This window comes from Pseudoalteromonas sp. BZA4 (assembly GCF_040104395.1).
In the GTDB taxonomy this organism is placed as follows: domain Bacteria; phylum Pseudomonadota; class Gammaproteobacteria; order Enterobacterales; family Alteromonadaceae; genus Pseudoalteromonas.
In genome coordinates, this window is record NZ_JBECOT010000002.1 from 1 (window position 1) to 21,079 (window position 21,079).

Sequence of the window (21,079 nt, forward strand, 5' to 3'; positions counted from 1 at the left end):
TGTAAATCAGGTCTTGCAGGTATTAGCCAATGCCTTTCTTCTCCAGTGCTGTGCCATCGATTTAACAAGCCCAGTGAATAGTATCCTTTATCAAACATGGTCAACGAGTGGTTAGGTGTACGCTCAATCAGTCGTTCAGCAAGCTTCATTTCATTCGTCTTATAGTTATCAAACTCACTGCTTATCAGTTGGTGGCTGGTGAGTTCCATATGACAAACCATGCGAATTTGTGGGAATCCTGTATCACCATATTGGTTGCTAGCCGATGAGAATGCTTCACGATTCTCATCTGAATCGGCCGTACGCCAAACAACACCATCAACCGCTAATAAATTTAACCCAGCCCACGTGTCAAACTCTTCTGTATGGTACATATTATCAGCAGCTTTATTAAAGACTTGCTTAACGGGGTCATCACCTAATCGCTGGCGAGCTTGAACCATGGCACTCGGGGCGACTAACTGATTTTTGCCAGGCAGCATAATGTCTAGTTTATTCGCAATATTCCAGACAGATTCTTTACGAAATAATGCCATGCCAATAACAGACCAAAGCACAGCTTCTAAAGGCAACCTGCGCTTTCTAACTGTGGCTACTCCAGCTTGTTGAAAGCCTTGTTCAATCAGGTCAGAAGATAAAATTTCAGATAATTTTTCAAACGTGTGGTAACGAGTGCTTTCTTCGAAAGCAGAATGAAGAGCTTGTTCTATATTCACAAAAAAATCCGTAGTTAGTTGCCTAACTACGGATTGTGCATGATCATTCTGATCGGTCAACTGATCAACTTCTTAACTGATCAGCATTAACCAATTGGTGCCTTTTTTATGCTTTTTGATAATTAACGAACTTTTTCGTCAATCTCAACTAAGTCTGTTAAATGGCAAATCTCACCACTATGAGTTTTAATACCATGCTCACCGAAGTAGTCACGTTGTGCTTGAACAAGGTGACCATTACTTGGTGTTGTTAACGTCGCAATGTAAGTTTGCGTTGCAGTTAACACTGGGAATGCAAGACCAGATGCAACTGCTGCACCCGTTACCTTACGTAATGCTGCTGATTCACGCTGCATAGAATCAATAAATTCTACACCTTCAGCTACATTGTCTAAGTAATCAGCACGGATGATACAACCTGCGCGCCACGTTTGTAGCGTTTTAGAAAGATCTACTTTCCACTGATGCGCACGAGACGCACCTTTGATAAGGGCTAAACCTTGACGGTAAGCAAGTAAACTTGCCAATGTGAATGCATCTTTTAGCTCTGCTAAGTCTAAATCAACGGTATCAGTTGCTTTAGCAGCGTAAGTCATTTCTTTAGCAGCATGCGTATCACAAGTATTTGTTAAGTGACGTGCTTGAACAGCTGCGACTAGTGATGGCACTGCAATACCAAGCTCTAGGGCATTTTGTGCAGTCCATAAACCCGTGCCTTTCGCGCCAACTTTATTGTCGATTAAATCAACTAGTGGCTCGCCTTCAGTCGTTTCAAGGCTCAAGATATGGCTTGAAATTGACAGTAAGTAGCTATTTAAAGTGCCTTCAGACCATTCATTGAAAATGTCAGCCACTTCTTTTGGTGAACGATTAGTACCTAAACGTAATAATTGATACATTTCTGCAATTAATTGCATTAACGCATATTCGATACCGTTATGAACCATTTTCACAAAGTGACCACTTGCAGATTGGCCTACACGTGCAAAACACGACTCACCTTTGTAGCTTGCCGCTACTTTTTCAAACCACGGCTCAACACGCTCCCAGCCGCCTTCTGAACCACTTGCCATCATTGCAGGACCGTGACGTGCGCCTTCTGCACCGCCAGAAATACCCATAGTGGCAAATTCAAATTTGTTTTGATATTTAAGTTTACGGCTAATGCCATCTTTGTAGTTACTGTTGCCGCAATCTACGATAATGTCATCACAGTCAACACCTGCTTCTGCAAGCTCTGTACATACTTTATCAACCAATTCACCAGCAGGAACTAAAAGAAGAATCGAACGAGGCGGCTCTAAGCGTCTAACCATATCATTTAAATCAGACACAATATGTAAACGGTCTGCCAAACCTAGTGCTTTCGCACAGCTTAGTAACTCGGCACCCGCATCTGGGTTTTTATCATAAGCTACTAATGTCAGCCCTTTTTCAATCAGGTTGAGGGCAAGATTTTTACCCATAACGCCTAACCCTACTAATGCAACTTGCATTTAGTGTCCTCCTCGGTAACAACTATTGGTTAGTTAATCAAAATAATTACGCGCGCATTATACCCAAGCAGCCCAAAAATGCGAGCTTGACAGCCAACTTGAGATAAATCATCGAAATCATGAAGCGACGTTGCCCCCAGTATATCAAAATAACCAAGGCATCGGACCAGATTTTTATAATACCCTTTAAAAAGGTATGTGTATTGACGCTACCTGACACCGGTGTCATAATAACGTCATTCACCCTTTGTATACTCTATAATTAATACAAAGAGCCAGATTCTCATAAGTAAAAACAATCATTTTTTACTTATGAGTTCTACATTGTGCTTATGTATAAGCCTATATTAAAGGTTTATAGCACGACATTTTAATAGATAACCATCAATTCGCTTAATATATTTGAGCGCACAGGAGAATTTGATGCTAAGACGCACAAAAATTGTTGCGACCCTTGGACCGGCAACCGATCGCGATAACAACCTAGAAAAAATTATTCGTGCAGGTGCAAATGTGGTTCGTTTGAACTTCTCACATGGCGTAGCACAAGATCACAAAGACCGCGCAGAAGCGGTACGCAGCATTGCTAAGCGTTTAGGCAAACACGTTGCTATCCTTGCAGACTTACAAGGTCCTAAAATTCGTGTATCAACGTTTAAAGACGGTAAAGTAAACCTAGAAGTTGGCGCAAAATTTACCCTTGATGCAAAAATGGAAAAAGGCCAAGGCGACGTTAATGCGGTAGGTATCGACTATAAAGAGCTACCTAACGACGTTAAAACAGGCGACTTACTGTTATTAAACGACGGATTAATTCAATTAACAGTAGATAGCGTTGACGGTGACCTAGTTCACACGACTGTTACTGTTGGTGGCGTACTTTCAAATAACAAAGGTATCAACCGTTTAGGCGGTGGTTTAACAGCCCCTGCTTTCACTGATAAAGATAAAGAAGATTTAATCACTGCTACTGAGATTGGTGTTGATTATATTGCTGTTTCATTCCCACGCAGTGGTGATGACATGCGTTATGTTCGCTCTTTAGCAGAAGCCGCTGGCTCAAACGCACAACTATTAGCAAAAATCGAACGTGCAGAAGCAGTTGAGAACGTTGAAGCAATTGACGATATCGTACTTGCTTCTGACGCTGTAATGGTTGCGCGTGGTGACTTAGGTGTTGAAATTGGTGATGCAGCCCTAGTTGGTAAGCAAAAGCTTATCATTAGCCGTGCTCGTTCACTTAACCGTACAGTTGTTACTGCAACACAAATGATGGAATCTATGATCGATAACCCTATGCCAACACGTGCAGAGGTTATGGACGTAGCAAACGCCGTATTAGATGGTACTGATGCAGTTATGTTATCTGCAGAAACAGCCGCTGGTGACTACCCTGAAGAAACCGTAGCGACTATGGCTCGCGTTTGTTTAGGTGCTGAATCACAAAAAGAAACGCACGTTTCTAAACACCGTTTAGACAGCCGTTTTTCATCAAATGCTGAATCAATTGCATTATCTGCGATGTATGCAGCTAACCACTTAGATTCTGTTAAAGCTATTGTGACTCTGACTGAATCAGGTAGTACAGCTAAATTGATGTCGCGCATCAGCTCTGGTTTACCAATTTATTCATTATCACGTCATCCAAGCACGCTAGGCCAAACAGCACTTTACCGTGGTGTTTATCCTGTATTCTTTGATTCAACGAAGTGTGAAGACGAAAGCATGGTACGTGATGCATTAAACACACTTGTTGAGCAAGGCTCACTAGTAGCTGGTGATACTGTGATTTTAACTCACGGTGATGCAATGGAAACGATTGGTGCAACAAACACAATGAAGATTGTAACTGTTTAATCTGCTACAAATTTTCAATAAAAAAGGCGCAATTAATAATTGCGCCTTTTTTGTTTTTAACTGATTAAATTTTGAATAGCTATTAGTTCGCGAGCGCTGCTTTCACTTTATCGCGATAGCTACGGCTTACTTTTAGTTCTTGGCCGTTATCTAACACTAATAGGTATTCACCGCTTACTTGAGTTACAAGTTTGCTAATTTGCTTAGTATTCACAATGGCACTGCGATGAACTCGCACAAATAGTTGCGGATCAAGCTCTTGTTCAAGCTCTTTCATTGTTTTACGAAGGATATGCGTTTGCCCATCTTGGCAATGAAGGCACATATAATCACCAGCCGCATCAACCCATTGAATTGTAATAACAGGCACACGAACAATCTCGCCCTGCTCTTTTACAGCTAATGATTCTGGATAACGACGGTCAGCAAGGCTATCGCCCGTTGCTAACTTCTTTAAAATTTCTTCGCAATTATTGCCTGTAATACCTGCAACAAAGCTCGCTAGTTTTTTCTTATGGGCGTTATCTTGTTGCGTTTTTAAATAGGTATGCACTTTTTCTACCGCCTGTTTTAGTCTGTTGTCATCGACTGGTTTAAGAATATAATCCAACGCATGAATCTCGAATGCTTTAACTGCAAACTGGTCAAAAGCCGTTACAAACACAATAGCGGGTAATGGATTAACGCTCTCGCTAAGTGCTCTTGCAACTTCAAAACCGTTCATATTTGGCATTTGAATATCTAAGAAAACCAATTGAATATTGCCCGATAAGCATTCATCAATTGCCTCTTGACCATTGCTACATAAACGAATGACTTCTAAATCGTCAAACTCAGAAAGTCGAACTGCTAAGCCTTTTCTTGCTAGCGGTTCATCATCAACGATCAAAGTTCTAATTTTGCTCATTTCTTAACAGCCTTTTCAAACGGAACGCGCAGATTAACTTTTAATCCACTTGGCGTATTGTCAGAGAGAACAAACGAGTAGTTGTTCTCATAAAGTGTTTTTAAGCGGTCCTGTGTATTAGCTATGCCAACGCCTTGAGAATTAACCAGTTGGCCATTTTTAAGCTCAGTACCAGGACCATTATCGCCTACTTCCAATAATAGTTCATTTGCAAAAACTTGTGCTTTAATATCAATCACACCACCTTCATTTAGTTGCGCTATCGCATACTTTATCGAGTTTTCGATAATAGGTTGAAGGATCAAGCTTGGTACCAAGGCTTCTTTTGCCTGCTCGCTTACATCTACATTAACTTGTAAACGTTCATCAAAGCGTACTTTTTCAATTTCTAAGTACAGCATGAGGGCATGAATTTCTTGCTCTAATGGCACCTTTTTTATTGGGTCAGTATTGAGTGTGTATCGTAAGAAGTCACTCAATTTTGACACCATTAAATTTGCATCTTTGTTCTCTTTTACCAAAATTAAGGTTGAGATTGCATTTAGGGTATTAAATAAGAAATGCGGATTAAGTTGATAGCGCAGCATTTTCAGCTGAGCTTCGTGAGCCATTGTGGTTGCTTTTAGAGCCTTTTGTCGCTCACTTTGCAATAGCTGGTAATACTTAATACCAAAATACAAACCACTCCAACAAAGGATGATATAAACCGAATCTAAACCTTGTTGAAAGTAATAAAACCATTCATTTGGACGGTAACCGTGACGATAGATTTCCCATAAATTGAATTTTTGTACAACGGCCCATAATGTGCCTGTGACATAGGAAGCACCAAAAACGACAAGCATTAATACCCAAGGTGAGGCATTCCAAACTTTACGATACATATAACGTAAAGGTACTGTCATTAAACAGCCTGCATAAGCGTTTAATACAATAACAAATACGTAAATATCACGCATTTCAAAGACTTTTGAGCCGATATAATTAACTAACGCATAACCTATCCAGCCTGCAATTTGCAAAACCCAGAAAAAGCGTTGTCGATTATCAACTAATGATTGCCAATTCAAAATATCAGATTACCTTTCATAATTATTTTTATTATACCGATAGTCACGAGAACAAAGCACTGCCGCCTATCTTAATTTTTTATAGCCTTACCGCATTCTTCAGACATTAAAAAAGCGAAGACCACAACAGCCTTCGCTTTTTCTCTGCTTTATTTTTAAGCTAGTTTATCTGAAGCCACTTTATAATTTGGATCTTCAATCACATTGACTTCAACTAAATCACGCGCATTGTGTAAAAGTTGAATACAATCAGGGCTTAAATGACGTAAATGCAGTTTCTTACCCACTTTTGCGTATTTGTCTGCGAGACTGTCAATCGCTTCAATCGCACTATGATCAGCAACACGGCTATGTTTGAATTCAATGATCACGTCTTCTGGGTCATTTTTAACATCAAATAACTCACCAAAGTTCTTAACCGAACCAAAGAATAAAGGACCATGAAGCTCATACACTTTAGAGCCTTGCTCATCGATGTAATTGCTTGTGTAAATGTGTTTAGCATGCTGCCAAGCAAAAACTAAAGCCGAAACAATCACACCCACACATACCGCGATCGCAAGATCTGTTACTACGGTTACACCTGAAACAAGTACGATAACAAAAGCATCAGACTTAGGTACACGCTTCATCATCTTGAAGCTTGCCCACTCGAAGGTACCAAGAACAACCATAAACATAACGCCAACTAAGGCAGCCAGTGGGATCATTTCAATGAGGCTGGCTGCAAAAATGATGAATGCTAGCAGTATTATTGCGGCACTAATACCAGATAAACGTGAACGACCGCCCGAGTTAATATTGATCATAGATTGGCCAATCATCGCACAACCACCCATTGCACCGAAGAAACCACAGGTAATGTTTGCAGCGCCTTGACCAATACACTCTTTGTTACTGTGACCACGGGTTTCAGTAATTTCGTCAATTAAGGTCAGTGTTAATAACGATTCAATTAAACCAATCGCCGCTAAAACTAAAGCGTAAGGGAAGATAATTTTTAATGTTTCAAGATTAAATGGCACCATAGGAATATGGAACTCCGGCAAGCCACCGGCAATCGTTGCCTGCTCATTACCTGTCATTCCTTTTAAGAAATCAAGTACAGTGCGCGCTTCTAAATCAAAACCAATCACAATCGCTGTTACAGTAACAATGGCAGCTAACGATGAAGGTACAGCAGTGGTTAGCTTAGGTAAGAAATGAATAATAGCCATAGTTAACGCTACTAAGCCAAGCATAATATAAAGTGCTTGCCCTTCCATCCACTGTTGGCCGCCCATACCGTCTGGTACTTTAAATTGCCCAAGTTGAGCTAAGAAAATAACAATCGCAAGACCATTTACAAAGCCCAGCATTACTGGGTGCGGAACCATGCGAATAAACTTGCCGAGTTTGAAGATACCTGCGAGTACTTGCAGTATCCCCATCAATAAGACGGTAGCAAATAAATACTCTACACCATGATCTAAAACTAAACTTACCATTACAACGGCTAGTGCACCGGTAGCACCAGAAATCATACCTGGACGACCACCAAAAATAGCCGTAATTAAGCCAACAATAAATGCGGCATATAAACCAACCAAAGGCTCAACATTAGCAACAAAAGCAAACGCAACCGCTTCTGGTACCAATGCCAACGCAACGGTCAGGCCTGATAGAATATCGTTTTTAGCAGAGCTTGGCGCTTTGCTGAGTAAGTTAAACATTAAGATCCTCTTTATAGTGAATGCATTTCGGCAAGGCGCAGAATTCTAGCAAAATCCGCAAAAGTTAACAATTATTAACAACAAAACGGCTAGTACCTAAAAGCACTAACCGTTTTCGAAAAAATAAAACGTAGTAGAAAAAGATTAAAGAGGTAAAGACGTACTACGCTTAACGCATGTCATGGTCACATTTGAGTGAACTTCTTGAACAAACTCAAGGTTTAGTAGGTTATCACGAACAAACTGCTCATAACCTTCAATACCTTTAGAAATAATTCGAAGCATGAAGTCCATGGTACCCGCCATGCTGTAACACTCCGTTACTTCATCATAGCTCATAATTAAACGCTCAAACTCAGCTAGATTCGTTCTACCGTGGTTAGATAGACGGACATGGGCATAAACTAACATATCAAAGCCAAGCTTTTTCTCGTCAAGCAAAGCAACTTTACCTTTGATATAGCCATCTTGCTCAAGCTTAGCAATACGACGCCAACATGGAGATTGAGATAAACCAACTTTATCGGCAATTTCTGCCGTAGATAAGCTAGCATCCTGCTGTAATAATGCCAAAATTTGGCGATCTACTTGGTTCAGAGACATTTTATTTCTTTTTCTGTAAAAATACTGGTTAAATTATATAACTGATTTAAAAATCAGTCTGCCTATTTTCTACTATTTATGCAAAAAAATTGCAATTTTATACTGATCCACTTACAAACTACTAAGCTATTGTTACGCGTTGGCATTAACCAAAACGTCCGCTAATAAATGGATTGGTTTTTCGCTCATGCCCTACGGTGGTATTCGGACCGTGGCCTGGCAAAATAGCAACTTCATCAGAGAATGATAAAATCTCAGACTTAATTGATTCGATTAATTGCGCACTATCCCCTTTCGGGAAGTCAGTACGACCGACAGAGCCTTGGAAAATCACGTCCCCCACAATCAGCTGTTCTGAACCTTGGTGGTAAAAAACAACATGACCAGGCGTATGCCCTGGGCAATGGCGTACAGATAATTCAAGTTTACCCACTGTGATTGTATCGCCATGATTTAGCCACTTCGTTGGATAAAACGGTGTAATTAGTGCAAAACCAAACATTTGCGCTTGCATTGGCAAGGCATCAAACCAAAATTTATCATCTAAATGTGGGCCAATGATATCAACGCTAAAATGCTCTGCGAGTTGCTTTGCAGCGCCCACGTGGTCTAAGTGGCCATGTGTTAAATAAATTGCCTCTAATTGGCAATTTAAAGCAGCAAGTTCTGCTTGAAGTTTGTCTGCGTCGCCACCAGGGTCAACCAATGCCGCTTTATTCGTTTGCTCACAAATAATAATGCGGCAATTTTGCGCAAAGCCAGTAACAGGAACAGCTTTCACTTTCATGTTATTGTCCTTTTTGTAACTGCTCAAACGCCATTAAAATTGGGTATTTTAAATAGCCTTGATCATAAAACGGTGTACGCTCATAAAGCCAATGCAAGCGCGCATCAGCATCCTTTGCAAAGTTTTTATCTTCACGAATTTTTTTATCGAACTCTAAAGCCAATGCAGGTTTTTCTTTTAGCATTTGACGTGCATACGGCATTAAAGCGTAATTCTCAACGTATTCAGTACGCTGAAAAATAGTATTAAACTCGCCCCAAGCAAAGAATGAATCTGGCGCTTCTGGGTGTAGTAAGTGTGTAGCCAGTTCTGAGTATGGCTGCTCAGTCGAAACTTTATACCAGCCGGTCATATCGACATTTTCTACGGTGTTGTAATCAAATGTCGCCTCTACACGAAAGCGCCCTTCAAAAGGAGCTTTTGCAAATGAATAATCAGCAACGCTTGCTTGCGTTAATGGCTCAGAAACAGTTTCATTAAGTGTCGTTACTTCTACGCCGTGTAATTTAAGTTTACTTACCAATTGGCTGTACGCCGGCGGAATATAAAACGCAGCAGGAACGTTAACGGTCTTTTTAACTTCTTTTTGCCAAAAAACCGGTAATGCGTCATAGTTTTTAGCTTCACCTAAATATTTAACTTCAGGTTGCCCTGACAATGCGCTTTCAGTTCTTGAATAAGCGATCCCTTTAAATTCGATGGTATCTGGCTCTTTAGCATAACCGCGTTCAACAACTAATTGTGTCGGTTTGAAATCTAGCTCTTTTTGAACCGCTTCATTAAGGGCTTTATCGTTTGCAGCTAAAGCGTCAATAGCACCATCAATAAATACATAAGTACCTAATACGCGCTGCTTATAAGGTTTTAAAGAGTGGTTCTCAACTAATATTGTTGGTAATGACCGTAAATCACCCCAACCATTTGAAAAACGTGGTGTTGCCACCCAACCAGCTAAACCTTTTTTAAATTCGCGCTTGTCCATTACAAAAACCAGTGGACCAGGAATATGCCCTGCTTTTTCGAGTTTGGCATCAATAACAGGTTTAAATAGATTATCCAGCGCTTGTGACACACTTGGTGATTCACTAGAAAAAACCGGATTATAGCCGTAGGTAACATCATATTGGTAATCAGCACCATCTGTTACATGGACATCCACGTATAAGTCTGGCTTAAATTGATTAATAACCTGCATTACACCGCGTACTTCGGGTGTATCAAGCTTAGTGTAATCACGATTTAAATTTAAATTTAGACCATTCGTTCTAAAGCCCATTTCTACTGGACCACGCTGATTAATACGGTTGTATTGGCTACTACGCTCGTGACCATCAACGTTTAAAATAGGAATAAACAGAATATTGACTTTGCTGAGAATATCGCGGCGTTTACCTGTTGCAATATCGCGTAGCAACATAAACATGGCGTCTTTGCCATCAATTTCACCACTGTGAATGCCTGCTTGAATAAAGATGGTTGGTTTTGTATCAGCAACAAGTTGTTTGGCATCAAACAAACCTTGCTCATTCGCCACTAACATCTTAACCGCACGACCAGCGCTGCTTGTCGCAATAGTCGTTACTTTGAATTGTGTTGGGTTTGCGGCAACAAGGCGATCTACGAAAGCCATAGTGTCTGCATAATCAGGCGATAAAGTGCCTTCGCTTAATTCAAAATCTGTGGTTAAAGGTCCTTTTTCTTGCATTAAAGACACACTATCGCCTTGCCATGGCAACAGTGGGGGTAAGTGGCTGTCTAAAGTTACTGCAGCAGATAAAAACACTAAACTCGCAAACATATCACTCTCAAGTGCGGTACTTATTCTATATTGGGGAAATTATAACAACTAATCTGAATGGATTGCGTAAACTGCGGTGATTCAACAAAAAAATGGAGCAAACGACATACGCTATGCAAAATCGTTGTTAGTTATGAATATTAATTAAGATCAAAAAAAGGAGCACAAGGCTCCTTTTTAAACTTTATGAAAAGCGAAATTAAGCCGCTAGGCCTTCTTTTGCTTTTGCAACAAGCGCTGCGAATGCAACTTGGTCATAAACAGCGATATCTGCAAGGATCTTACGATCGATTTCTACAGAAGTCTTTTTAAGACCATTGATAAAACGGCTGTATGAAAGACCGTTTTGACGAGCTGCTGCATTGATACGTGCAATCCAAAGTTGACGGAAAGTACGTTTCTTAGCACGACGGTCACGGTAAGCGTATTGACCCGCTTTAGTAACTGCCTGGAAAGCTACGCGGTAAACACGTGAACGTGCTCCGTAGTAACCTTTAGCTTGCTTTAAAACTTTTTTGTGACGTGCACGTGCGATAACACCGCGTTTAACTCTTGCCATTTCTGAAGACTCCTATTAAGCGAATGGTAACATACGTGAAACTAGACCATGGTCATTCTTATGAACCATCATCTTAGGACGTAAGTGTAATTTACGCTTAGAAGTTTTCTTAGTCAGAATGTGACGAAGATGCGCTTGTTTACGCTTGAAACCGCCAGAAGCAGTTTTCTTGAAACGCTTAGCCGCGCCTCTGTGAGTTTTTAGCTTGTAAGCCATTGCAATAACTCCAAATGTATTGCTTAAAAATTAGCAAGCAGGCGAGAGATATAAAAATAGCTCTACTTTTAAGGCCTAACTTACTGCCATAATCCGGTGAAGGTTCACTACAAAAGCAGTGCAACCTTACTTATAACCGGTTATTTCAGGTGAACAGTAAACTGTTACTTGCAGACCTGAAATAAAATCGGTGCGTAATATACCCTGTTTATTGCTTTTTAGCAATAGGTGCCATCATCATAACCATCTGGCGACCTTCAACACGATTTGGGAATGATTCAACTTGTGAAACATCTTCTAAATCGGCTTTAACACGGTTTAATAATTCGATACCAATTTCTTGGTGAGCCATTTCACGACCACGGAAACGGATAGTGATTTTAGCTTTATCACCCGCTTCTAAGAACTTGCGTAAGTTGCGTAGCTTAACCTGGTAGTCACCTTCATCCGTACCTGGACGGAATTTGATTTCTTTAACCTGGATTTGCTTTTGCTTTTTCTTTTGTTCTTTTAGTTCTTTGCTTTTTTCAAAGATGAACTTACCGTAGTCCATAACCTTACAAACAGGTGGCTCAGCATTAGGACTGATTTCTACAAGATCTACACCCGCATCATCAGCGATAGCTTGCGCCTCTTTTAATGACACGATGCCAGCTTGCTCGCCGTCGATGCCAATTAAACGAACTTCTTTAGCTGTAATATCTTCGTTGATACGATTTTTTTGAGCTGTTTGTTGCCCTTTCTTGCCGCCTCTAATGGTACGATCCTCCAAGAATATAAAATAAAAAGCGTGTAGTTGGCTGTTTGTTTTGCCCTACACGCTCATGATTTATTGTCGATTTTTAATTTCTTCGCTTACTTTTGCAATGAAATCATCAACACTAAATTTGCCTAGGTCTTCACCTGTGCGAGTGCGTACTGCCACTTCTTGTTGTTCAACTTCTTTATCGCCAACAACAAGTAAATATGGAATACGTTTTAACGTATGTTCACGGATTTTAAAGCCAATCTTCTCATTTCTCAAGTCAGCAGCGGCTCTAATTCCAAGTTTATTTAATTTTTGTACAATTTCTTGCACATAATCTGCTTGTTTGTCCGTGATGTTCATGATCACAACTTGCTTAGGAGCAAGCCACGTTGGGAACAAACCAGCGTATTCTTCAGTTAAAATACCGATGAAACGCTCAATTGAACCTAAAATCGCGCGGTGGATCATAACTGGTGTACGACGTTCGTTATTTTCAGCAACATAAGTTGCACCTAAACGACCTGGTAATGCGAAGTCTAGCTGTACAGTACCACATTGCCATGCACGGTCTAAACAGTCATAGAGTGTAAACTCAATCTTAGGACCGTAGAATGCACCTTCACCTGGTAGGTAATCAAACTCAATGTCGTTTGCTTTTAATGCATCAGCTAGCGCAAGCTCAGCTTTATCCCACATTTCATCTTCACCGATACGCTTTTCTGGACGAGTAGACAGTTTTACAACGATCTTCTCAAAACCAAACGTTTCGTATGTGTCGTAAACCATTTTGATACATGCAGAAACTTCATCCATGATTTGCTCTTCAGTACAGAAGATATGCGCATCATCTTGAGTAAAGCCACGTACACGCATTAAGCCGTGTAATGCACCTGATGGTTCGTTACGGTGACAACAACCAAACTCAGCCATACGTAATGGAAGATCACGGTATGATTTTAAACCTTGGTTAAAGATTTGTACGTGACCCGGACAGTTCATTGGTTTGATTGCGTATTCACGCTTTTCAGATTCAGTTGTGAACATCGCATCTGCGTATTTGTCCCAGTGACCTGATTTTTCCCATAAACCACGGTCCATCATTAATGGGCCTTTAACTTCTTCGTAATCGTACTCACGTAATTTTTCACGAACGAAGTCTTCTAGTTCACGGTAAATGCTCCAGCCATCATTGTGCCAAAACACCATGCCTGGCGCTTCTTCTTGCCAGTGCCATAAATCAAGCGCTTTACCAATACGACGGTGATCACGTTTTTCAGCTTCTTCTAAGCGTTTTAAATACGCTTTAAGTTGCTTTTTATCTGCCCATGCAGTGCCGTAGATACGTTGCAGCATCTTGTTTTCAGAATCACCGCGCCAATAAGCACCTGCCACTTTCATGATTTTGAAATGTTGACAGAATTTCATGTTTGGAACGTGTGGACCACGACACATATCGATGTATTCTTCGTGATGGTATAAGCCTGGACGATCATCTTTCGCGATGTTCTCGTCTAGAATTTCCATTTTATAGGTTTCACCACGCGCTTCAAAAGTATCGCGTGCTTCTTGCCAGCTTACGGTCTTTTTAACAACGTCGTAGTTTGTTTTAGCAAGCTCAAGCATACGCTTTTCGATAGCATCTAAATCATCTTGGCTTAAAGAGTGTTCCATATCGATATCGTAATAGAATCCGTTATCGATGGTCGGACCGATTGCCATTTTTGCTTCAGGGAAAAGCTGCTTAACTGCATGACCAATAAGGTGCGCACATGAGTGACGGATAATCTCTAAACCATCATCATCTTTTGCTGTGATAATTTCTAAACGCGCATCTTCAGTGATTAAGTCACATGCATCAACACGAGTACCATTAACACGGCCTGCAATCGTTGCCTTGGCAAGACCTGGACCGATATCGCTCGCTACGTCATATGTACTTACTGGGTTTTCAAAACTACGCTGACTGCCGTCAGGGAGGGTAATAACTGGCATTATAAATCCTTAATACAGTGGTGATGCCTACAATGCATCACATGTAATATTTTTAAAAAAATTTTATGTAACTCTGCAACGCTTTTACGAATAAGCATTGCTATTTAAGCTTGTATTTACTGAGTCTTCGCAAATACAAGCAGCTATTGTCGCTGCTCACGTGCTCAAATACAAGTAGTTAGAAGACTAAATTGACAATTAGTTAAGTCATTTCATACTTAGTGAGTCAGTACTTTTAGAGTGATGAAAATGCCAAACACGCGTACGTTCAAATTCGCAACGTTTAATTTATTAAATTACACCGTGCCACCCTACTCGTTTTACCAATTACATGAACGCTATAACAATACGCAATGGCAGCAAAAACAATTGTTTGTAGCTAATTTCTTAAATGAGGCAAACCCTGATGTGGTGGCGTTTCAAGAAGTGTTTAGTCAGCATGCTCTAGAAGTACAATGCAAAGAAGCGGGATATGATTATTTTAAAACGGTCGATAGCCCGTCCCATGATAGCCTTTATCCGCAAGTGTTATTCAATCCAGTGGTAGCCATTGCCAGTAAATACCCGTTTAAATCGGCCGATGCACTATCGCCATGCCCTGAATTACTTGAGTACTTAAACAATCAAAATGAGTTTAAATTTAACCGCACTCCGATTAAATGCATGATTGATTTACCTGATTTTGGTGAAGTCTGTCTTTATGTTGTTCACTTTAAGTCACAACGTGTGCAATCAATGGCGCATATTCTTAATATTCATAACCTTGAAGATCCGTTGCTGCAGTTGTTACACCAGACTGTGGGTACCATGCAGTCTCAAATATCGCGTTCATTGGAAGCATCTATTGTTTATTATGATGCGCTAAAAACCCAACGCGAAAAGCAATGTGCAACGCTCGTTATGGGTGACTTTAACGATGTACTTACTAGCCCTACTTTATCGTTTATGACACAAGGGTTTCATCCTACACGCTGTGAGCCCTGCATAGAACATAACGAACCCGTTGTTGGCCTAACCGACAGCTACGAGTTTAGCCGCTCGTTTTATAATGAGAAAAACAAACCCTTTAGCCATTATTACCAAGGTAAAGGTAATGTACTAGATTATATTCTTGCCTCTGCACATTTTAATCCCGATTGCCAAGTTTCAAAGGTGAAAGCACTCGACTATGAAAGTTATGACAAGCATATTTCCCCTACACAACTGACCGAAGACATTAGTGTAAGTGACCATAGTGTTATCGCTATAAAAATTCATTTTTAAAGCAACTGTTTTTCATAACGTTACTTGCTATAATTGCGCAAATTAAGTTATTTAGAGAATGACCATGAGAACATGCGGTGTAGAAATTACAGGTAGCGACGTACTACTGTGTATTTTAACCAAAGACAATGACGTATTTGATATCCGTGATGTCAGACAAACACGTTTTACCTTAGGTAACGGTAATGACACAGAAGTAATGCGTAAATTCCAATTTGATTTCAAAAAATTAATGGAAGATTACCAAATTGACTCTGTAGCAATCAAAGAGCGCCAAGCTAAAGGTAAATTCGCTGGTAGTGCGAAAGGTTTCAAAATGGAAACGGCTATTCAGTTAATCGAGCACTTAGATGTGCAAGTTTTATCTGCAACTGAAATCAAAGAGCAGCTTAAGCGCAACCCAGTACCTATTGATTTTGAAGACACAGGCCTGAAAAAATTCCAAGAAAACGCATTCATTAGTGCTTACGTGTACATCATGCGTAAAACTTATAAGCAAGATGAGCCAAAAGCTTAATTTCTGCTTATTCTTAAAAGAACGTGCTACGGCACGTTTTTTTATACCTCAAAACCCATTCTTTATTCTGCTTTATTAAAATTACACTCTGTACATTAGTCTTATAAAGCTTTTCTTTGTCGACAATCTATGTTTAGTTAATCAGGTACGCATGTTTTGAAATCATCCTAAATGATTGTTTCAATTCTTTTGCATCAAGTCCATGACAACAAATTAACCGGACACGGAGAATACAATGCAGACAAAGAACACACACTATAATGCGCTTCCACTTACTCAAAGCTATTATCAAGGCCGTACAGACATTCCATTGATAGAACAAACAATTGGACAGTACCTTGACAATATTGTCGACAATTACCCTGATCATCCCGCAATTGTGGTTCATCATCAACAGATCCGATTAACCTATAGACAATACCAGCAGCAGATTAACCAGTTAGCAATGGGATTATTATCACTTGGCGTAAAACCTGGCGACCGGGTTGGTATTTGGTCTCCTAACAATATTGAATGGTGCTTAACCCAATTTGCTACAGCCAAGATTGGTGCAATTATGGTGTGCATCAACCCTGCATACCGACCAAGCGAATTAAAATACGCACTCAATAGTGTTGAGTGTTCAACACTTATCACAGCAAGTGAATTTAAAGCCAGTAATTATATAAGCATGCTCAATGAGCTCGCACCGGAACTTAAAGATTCACAAGCAGGTGAGTTAAATTTAAACGCCCTGCCACACCTAAAAAATATAATTCGTATTGGTGATGAGCCTGCTACTGGCATATTTAGCTTCAGCGATATCATGCAGCGCGCAACAGATGCCCATAAGCTAGAGCTTGATGCAATAGCTGCTACTTTAAGCTGTGACCAAGATATCAATATTCAATTTACTTCTGGTACTACGGGTAATCCAAAAGGAGCGACCTTATCTCATAAAAACATCCTCAATAACGGATTTTTGATGGCCCAAGCGATGAAGCTGACACATGAGGATAAACTCTGTATTCCTGTACCGCTATATCACTGCTTTGGTATGGTGCTTGGCAATTTAGTATGTATAAGTAAAGGCGCCACCGCAGTTTTTCCGGGTGATTCATTCGACCCTAAAACAACCCTAGAAGTTGTTGAAAAGGAACGCTGTACCGGCCTGCATGGTGTTCCAACTATGTTTATCGCCGAGTTAGAGCTTAAAGATTTTGCAAACTATGACTTATCTAGCCTTCGAACAGGCGTAATGGCCGGCTCAACCTGCCCTGAGCAAGTTATGCGTAAAGTTCATTCATTAATGCATATGAAAGAAGTTGTAATTGGTTATGGCCAAACTGAGTGTAGCCCTATCAATAACGTGACCGAAACCGACTCGCCTCTCGAAAAACAAGTTACCACAGTGGGCCGTGCATTAGCCCATACTGAAGTGAAAATTATCGACGAGCTGGGTGATATTCAAAAAGTTGGCATACCGGGTGAAGTATGTAGTCGTGGTGCTGGAATTATGCGCTGCTATTGGAATGATGAAGAGAAAACGAAAGCAACAATTGATCAAGACGGTTGGTTACATTCTGGAGACTTAGGTGTGATGGACGAAGATGGTTTTGTTGCTATTGTTGGCCGAATAAAAGACATGATCATCCGTGGTGGTGAAAACATTTACCCAAGAGAAATAGAAGAAGTTCTCTACACCTACCCTGGTATTCAAGATGCAGCCATATTTGGCATTAGCGATGAAAAATACGGTGAAGAAGTATGTGCCTGGATCCAACCTAAAGATGATGCAGTACTTGATGAAAATGCCATTCGTGATTTCTTAAAAGATAAACTAGCCTATTTCAAAGTACCAAAGCACATCCGCTTTGTTGATGAATACCCAATGACAGTAACAGGCAAACTTCAAAAATTTAAAATGCGCGAACAAATGCAAGAACTCCTAAGCGAAAAAGCCTTTTCGTAATCATTTACTTGCAAAATACTCTCAAATTTCAACCAAGCTCAGCACCGCTGAGCTTTTTAATTTATTAAGGCACCCATATTATGAAAAGATATTAAGACACCCATATTAAATTAAGACGCCCATATTTATTTAAGGAGTTAACCGAACTTCATATCTAAAGAATAAATTTAAGAAGACATCCAACTTAATATTTCTCACTTCACAAAATTATGACTAAACTTAAATTGTTCAACTCATGGAGGAGAAGAGCATGGCAACCCCACGTAGAAACTTAATTAGCGTTTCAAACACACCTTACTATCACTGCATTTCACGCTGCGTTCGTCGCGCTTATTTGTGCGGGCAAGACCCACTAACAGGTCGTTCGTATGAACACCGGCGCGATTGGGTTGAAAAGAAACTATTTCAACTTGGCAGGATATTTTGTATTGATATTTGCGCCTACGCGGTTATGAGTAATCACACGCACTTGGTCCTTCACATCGATATAGCAAAAGCAAAGCGCCTGAATAATAGAGCGATTCTTATTAGATGGCACAAGTTATTCAAAAGTACATTCCTTTGCCAACGATTCTTAAATGGCGAATTGCTAACACAAGCTGAGCTCGCTGCAGTTAATGCCAGAGTAAATTTATATCGAGAACGGCTCAGCAGCATTAGTTGGTTTATGCGAGTTCTTAATGAGAGCATTGCACGAAAAGCGAATCTAGAGGATGAATGTAAAGGACGATTTTGGGAAGGTCGCTTTAAATCACAAGCTTTACTTGATGAAGCAGCACTTGCCGCTTGCCTCGCTTATGTAGATTTAAATCCTGTTAGAGCAAAAGCGGCTGATTTACCAGAAGAATCTGACTACACCAGTATTAAATCTAGATTTAATGCAGCTCAAAATGATAAGCAACCGAAATCGCTTATGCGCTTTGCAGGTAAACCTCGTAAACATATGCCTAAGGGACTACCATTTGAGCTCAAGACATATCTGCAACTTGTAGATTGGACAGGCCGTTCAATACGAGAAGATAAGCCAGGTAAAATCCCAGAAAATGCATTACCAATACTTGAAAGATTAAACATCTGTACTGAAAACTGGCTCACACTCACCACTTCCTTTACCCGCTCGTTTAAAAATACAGCGGGTAAAGAGCTGGCAATCAATGCTTATTCAAATCGCATGAAACGAAAGAGAAGAAGCTCAATAACTAATAGCCAAACTTTGTTTTGCTAAACACTTAAACTTTTCATTTACTACTTTATTCATCTATTTTAAAAAATAGAAATTTCTACGTACTGAATTTAATTTCATCTAGAATTAAATAACTGATTTTTAAATTTAAATAACAACAAAGAACTAAACATAATTTGTACATAAATGAACTCAACCAAAAGCTCTGACTATCTACTTTTTACATACTAGAAGTGGGTGTCTTTTTTAAAAAATGGATGTCTCTTTAACTTTAATTAAGAAACGTTACACAACTCCTTGTTTTAACATTGCATCTGCAACTCGTTCGAACCCTGCTATATTCGCACCAAGGACCAAGTCATGTTCATTCGAGTACTGTTTGGCGGTAGCTGAAATTGTATCGAAAATAGACTTCATAACTTGTTGAAGTTTCTCATCAACTTGCTCAGCTCGCCACTTTTGCATACTGGCATTTTGAGCCATTTCAAATTGACTGGTAGCAACTCCACCAGCATTTGCAGCCTTACTTGGACCTAAAAATACATCATTGTCTTTAAACACTTTTAACGCATCAGCTGTGGTCGGCATGTTTGCACCCTCGCATACAACAGAGCAGCCATTTTCAACCAAAGCTTCAGCATCTTTTTCGGTAATTTCATTTTGAGTTGCACAAGGAAGTGCAATATCCGCCTCATATCGCCATACATGATGTCCGTCGCTAGGGTATTGATTTACAGGCGTAAACTCAGCATCTTTGTGCTCGTTCAAATAATCCCTAAGCTCAGCACCTTGTTCATTTTTTAAGTGTTTTACAAGAGCCACATCAAGCCCATCTTTACAATACAAGGTCCCTTTTGAATCACTACAGCTAAGAATAACAGCATCGTATTGGTCAAGCTTTTCCATCAAATACAATGCTACATTACCAGCACCAGAAACTAGGCATCGCTTACCTCTTAAAGAATCGCCTTTAGCATCTAGCATGGCACTTAAAAAATATGCAACACCATAGCCAGTTGCTTCTGTTCTCAGTGAAGAACCTGCCATAATCTCAGGCTTACCAGTTAGTACCCCTTCAAATTGATTAGTGATCCGTTTATATTGACCAAATAGATAACCAATTTCTCTCGCCCCAACGCCAATATCACCAGCAGGAACATCTGTGTTAGCACCTATGTGACGATAGAGTTCAGTCATATATGACTGACAAAAACGCATAATTTCATTGTCACTTTTTCCTTTAGGGTTAAAGTCAGCACCGCCTTTAGCGCCTCCTAATGGCAACCCTGTGAGTGCATTCTTCAAAACTTGCTCAAAGCCTAAAAACTTCACCACACTTTGATTAACACTCGGATGGAATCTCAAGCCTCCCTTATATGGGCCTAGAGTTGAGCTAAATTCGATTCTAAAACCACGGTTAACTTGCACTTTGCCGTTATCATCAAGCCAAGGAACCCTGAATATTGCTTGCCTTTCAGGCTCAACTAACCGCTCTAGAATTGCCTGCTGTTGATATTCACTGTTACCTTCTACTACCTGATTTATTGATGAAAGCACTTCTTCAACAGCTTGATAAAACTCAGGCTCATTTGGATTAGACTCTTTAACTGATTGCAGTACCTCTTCGATATATTGCATTACAAAATCCTCTTTCAAGCTGTTGAAAATATTCAGTCTATTAGAATTAAACTGACTAAGACATAA

General features: G+C 40.0%; 18 protein-coding genes. 5 read left to right on the forward strand and 13 right to left on the reverse strand.

Features of this window, described 5'->3' with window-relative positions:
* Positions 1 to 710, reverse strand: a 710-nt coding sequence (locus tag ABMY41_RS01005; protein ID WP_349274019.1) for an IS4 family transposase, incomplete at its 3' end; no start/stop codon positions are given.
* Positions 711 to 838: 128 nt separating this feature from the next.
* Entirely contained in the window at positions 839 to 2,212 is a 1,374-nt protein-coding gene (gndA, locus tag ABMY41_RS01010) for an NADP-dependent phosphogluconate dehydrogenase (protein ID WP_054553937.1), read from the reverse strand.
* Positions 2,213 to 2,635: 423 nt separating this feature from the next.
* Here gndA and pyk point away from each other — a divergent pair, with 423 nt between their 5' ends.
* On the forward strand, positions 2,636 to 4,069 hold the full coding sequence (pyk, locus tag ABMY41_RS01015; protein WP_054561412.1) for a pyruvate kinase: 1,434 nt from the start codon (positions 2,636 to 2,638) through the stop codon (positions 4,067 to 4,069).
* An 82-nt stretch (positions 4,070 to 4,151) separates the two neighbouring features.
* Here the strand turns inward: pyk and ABMY41_RS01020 are convergent, their stop codons facing one another.
* The 10 genes from ABMY41_RS01020 to thrS form a co-directional block, all read right to left on the reverse strand.
* A complete protein-coding gene (locus ABMY41_RS01020) occupies positions 4,152 to 4,976 on the reverse strand; it encodes a LytTR family DNA-binding domain-containing protein (protein WP_289096699.1) in 825 nt (274 codons plus the stop codon).
* Positions 4,973 to 6,046: a histidine kinase gene (locus tag ABMY41_RS01025; RefSeq protein ID WP_054554884.1), complete on the reverse strand. Its 1,074-nt coding sequence runs from the start codon at positions 6,044 to 6,046 to the stop codon at positions 4,973 to 4,975. Before ABMY41_RS01025 ends, ABMY41_RS01020 begins: the two co-directional genes overlap by 4 nt.
* A 155-nt stretch (positions 6,047 to 6,201) precedes the next feature.
* Positions 6,202 to 7,758 carry a SulP family inorganic anion transporter gene (locus ABMY41_RS01030; RefSeq protein ID WP_175078273.1) on the reverse strand — a complete coding sequence of 519 codons (1,557 nt, stop codon included), beginning with the start codon at positions 7,756 to 7,758 and terminating at the stop codon, positions 6,202 to 6,204.
* Between the two features lie 144 nt (positions 7,759 to 7,902).
* Positions 7,903 to 8,361, reverse strand: coding sequence for an Lrp/AsnC family transcriptional regulator (locus ABMY41_RS01035; protein WP_036968198.1), 459 nt, complete (start codon positions 8,359 to 8,361; stop codon positions 7,903 to 7,905).
* Positions 8,362 to 8,506: 145 nt separating this feature from the next.
* A complete protein-coding gene (locus tag ABMY41_RS01040; RefSeq protein ID WP_287244326.1) occupies positions 8,507 to 9,148 on the reverse strand; it encodes an MBL fold metallo-hydrolase in 642 nt (213 codons plus the stop codon).
* A gap of 1 nt (position 9,149) precedes the next feature.
* Positions 9,150 to 10,946, reverse strand: a complete 1,797-nt coding sequence (locus tag ABMY41_RS01045; RefSeq protein WP_289096701.1) for a M14 family metallopeptidase — start codon at positions 10,944 to 10,946, stop codon at positions 9,150 to 9,152.
* A gap of 199 nt (positions 10,947 to 11,145) precedes the next feature.
* Entirely contained in the window at positions 11,146 to 11,505 is a 360-nt protein-coding gene (gene rplT / locus ABMY41_RS01050) for a 50S ribosomal protein L20 (protein WP_036968189.1), read from the reverse strand.
* A gap of 15 nt (positions 11,506 to 11,520) precedes the next feature.
* Positions 11,521 to 11,721 carry a 50S ribosomal protein L35 gene (gene rpmI / locus ABMY41_RS01055; protein WP_054554888.1) on the reverse strand — a complete coding sequence of 67 codons (201 nt, stop codon included), beginning with the start codon at positions 11,719 to 11,721 and terminating at the stop codon, positions 11,521 to 11,523.
* 208 nt (positions 11,722 to 11,929) lie between these two features.
* On the reverse strand, positions 11,930 to 12,493 hold the full coding sequence (infC, locus tag ABMY41_RS01060) for a translation initiation factor IF-3 (RefSeq protein ID WP_082389338.1): 564 nt from the start codon (positions 12,491 to 12,493) through the stop codon (positions 11,930 to 11,932).
* 57 nt (positions 12,494 to 12,550) lie between these two features.
* Complete coding sequence (gene thrS / locus ABMY41_RS01065) at positions 12,551 to 14,461, reverse strand: threonine--tRNA ligase (RefSeq protein WP_063529252.1); 1,911 nt, start codon at positions 14,459 to 14,461, stop codon at positions 12,551 to 12,553.
* Positions 14,462 to 14,710: 249 nt separating this feature from the next.
* Here thrS and ABMY41_RS01070 point away from each other — a divergent pair, with 249 nt between their 5' ends.
* The 4 genes from ABMY41_RS01070 to ABMY41_RS01085 all read left to right on the forward strand — a co-directional run bounded on the left by ABMY41_RS01070 (position 14,711) and on the right by ABMY41_RS01085 (position 19,417).
* Positions 14,711 to 15,724, forward strand: coding sequence for an endonuclease/exonuclease/phosphatase family protein (locus ABMY41_RS01070; protein ID WP_287244333.1), 1,014 nt, complete (start codon positions 14,711 to 14,713; stop codon positions 15,722 to 15,724).
* A 64-nt stretch (positions 15,725 to 15,788) separates the two neighbouring features.
* Positions 15,789 to 16,241: a DUF3010 family protein gene (locus ABMY41_RS01075; RefSeq protein ID WP_175078269.1), complete on the forward strand. Its 453-nt coding sequence runs from the start codon at positions 15,789 to 15,791 to the stop codon at positions 16,239 to 16,241.
* Positions 16,242 to 16,476: 235 nt separating this feature from the next.
* The gene (locus ABMY41_RS01080) at positions 16,477 to 18,192 is read left to right on the forward strand and encodes an AMP-binding protein (RefSeq protein WP_289096705.1); all 1,716 of its coding nucleotides are present in this window, start codon (positions 16,477 to 16,479) and stop codon (positions 18,190 to 18,192) included.
* Between the two features lie 250 nt (positions 18,193 to 18,442).
* Entirely contained in the window at positions 18,443 to 19,417 is a 975-nt protein-coding gene (locus ABMY41_RS01085; RefSeq protein ID WP_349273954.1) for a transposase, read from the forward strand.
* Positions 19,418 to 19,660: 243 nt separating this feature from the next.
* Here the strand turns inward: ABMY41_RS01085 and gdhA are convergent, their stop codons facing one another.
* Entirely contained in the window at positions 19,661 to 21,013 is a 1,353-nt protein-coding gene (gene gdhA, locus ABMY41_RS01090; protein WP_287243782.1) for an NADP-specific glutamate dehydrogenase, read from the reverse strand.
* Positions 21,014 to 21,079 lie beyond the last annotated feature (66 nt).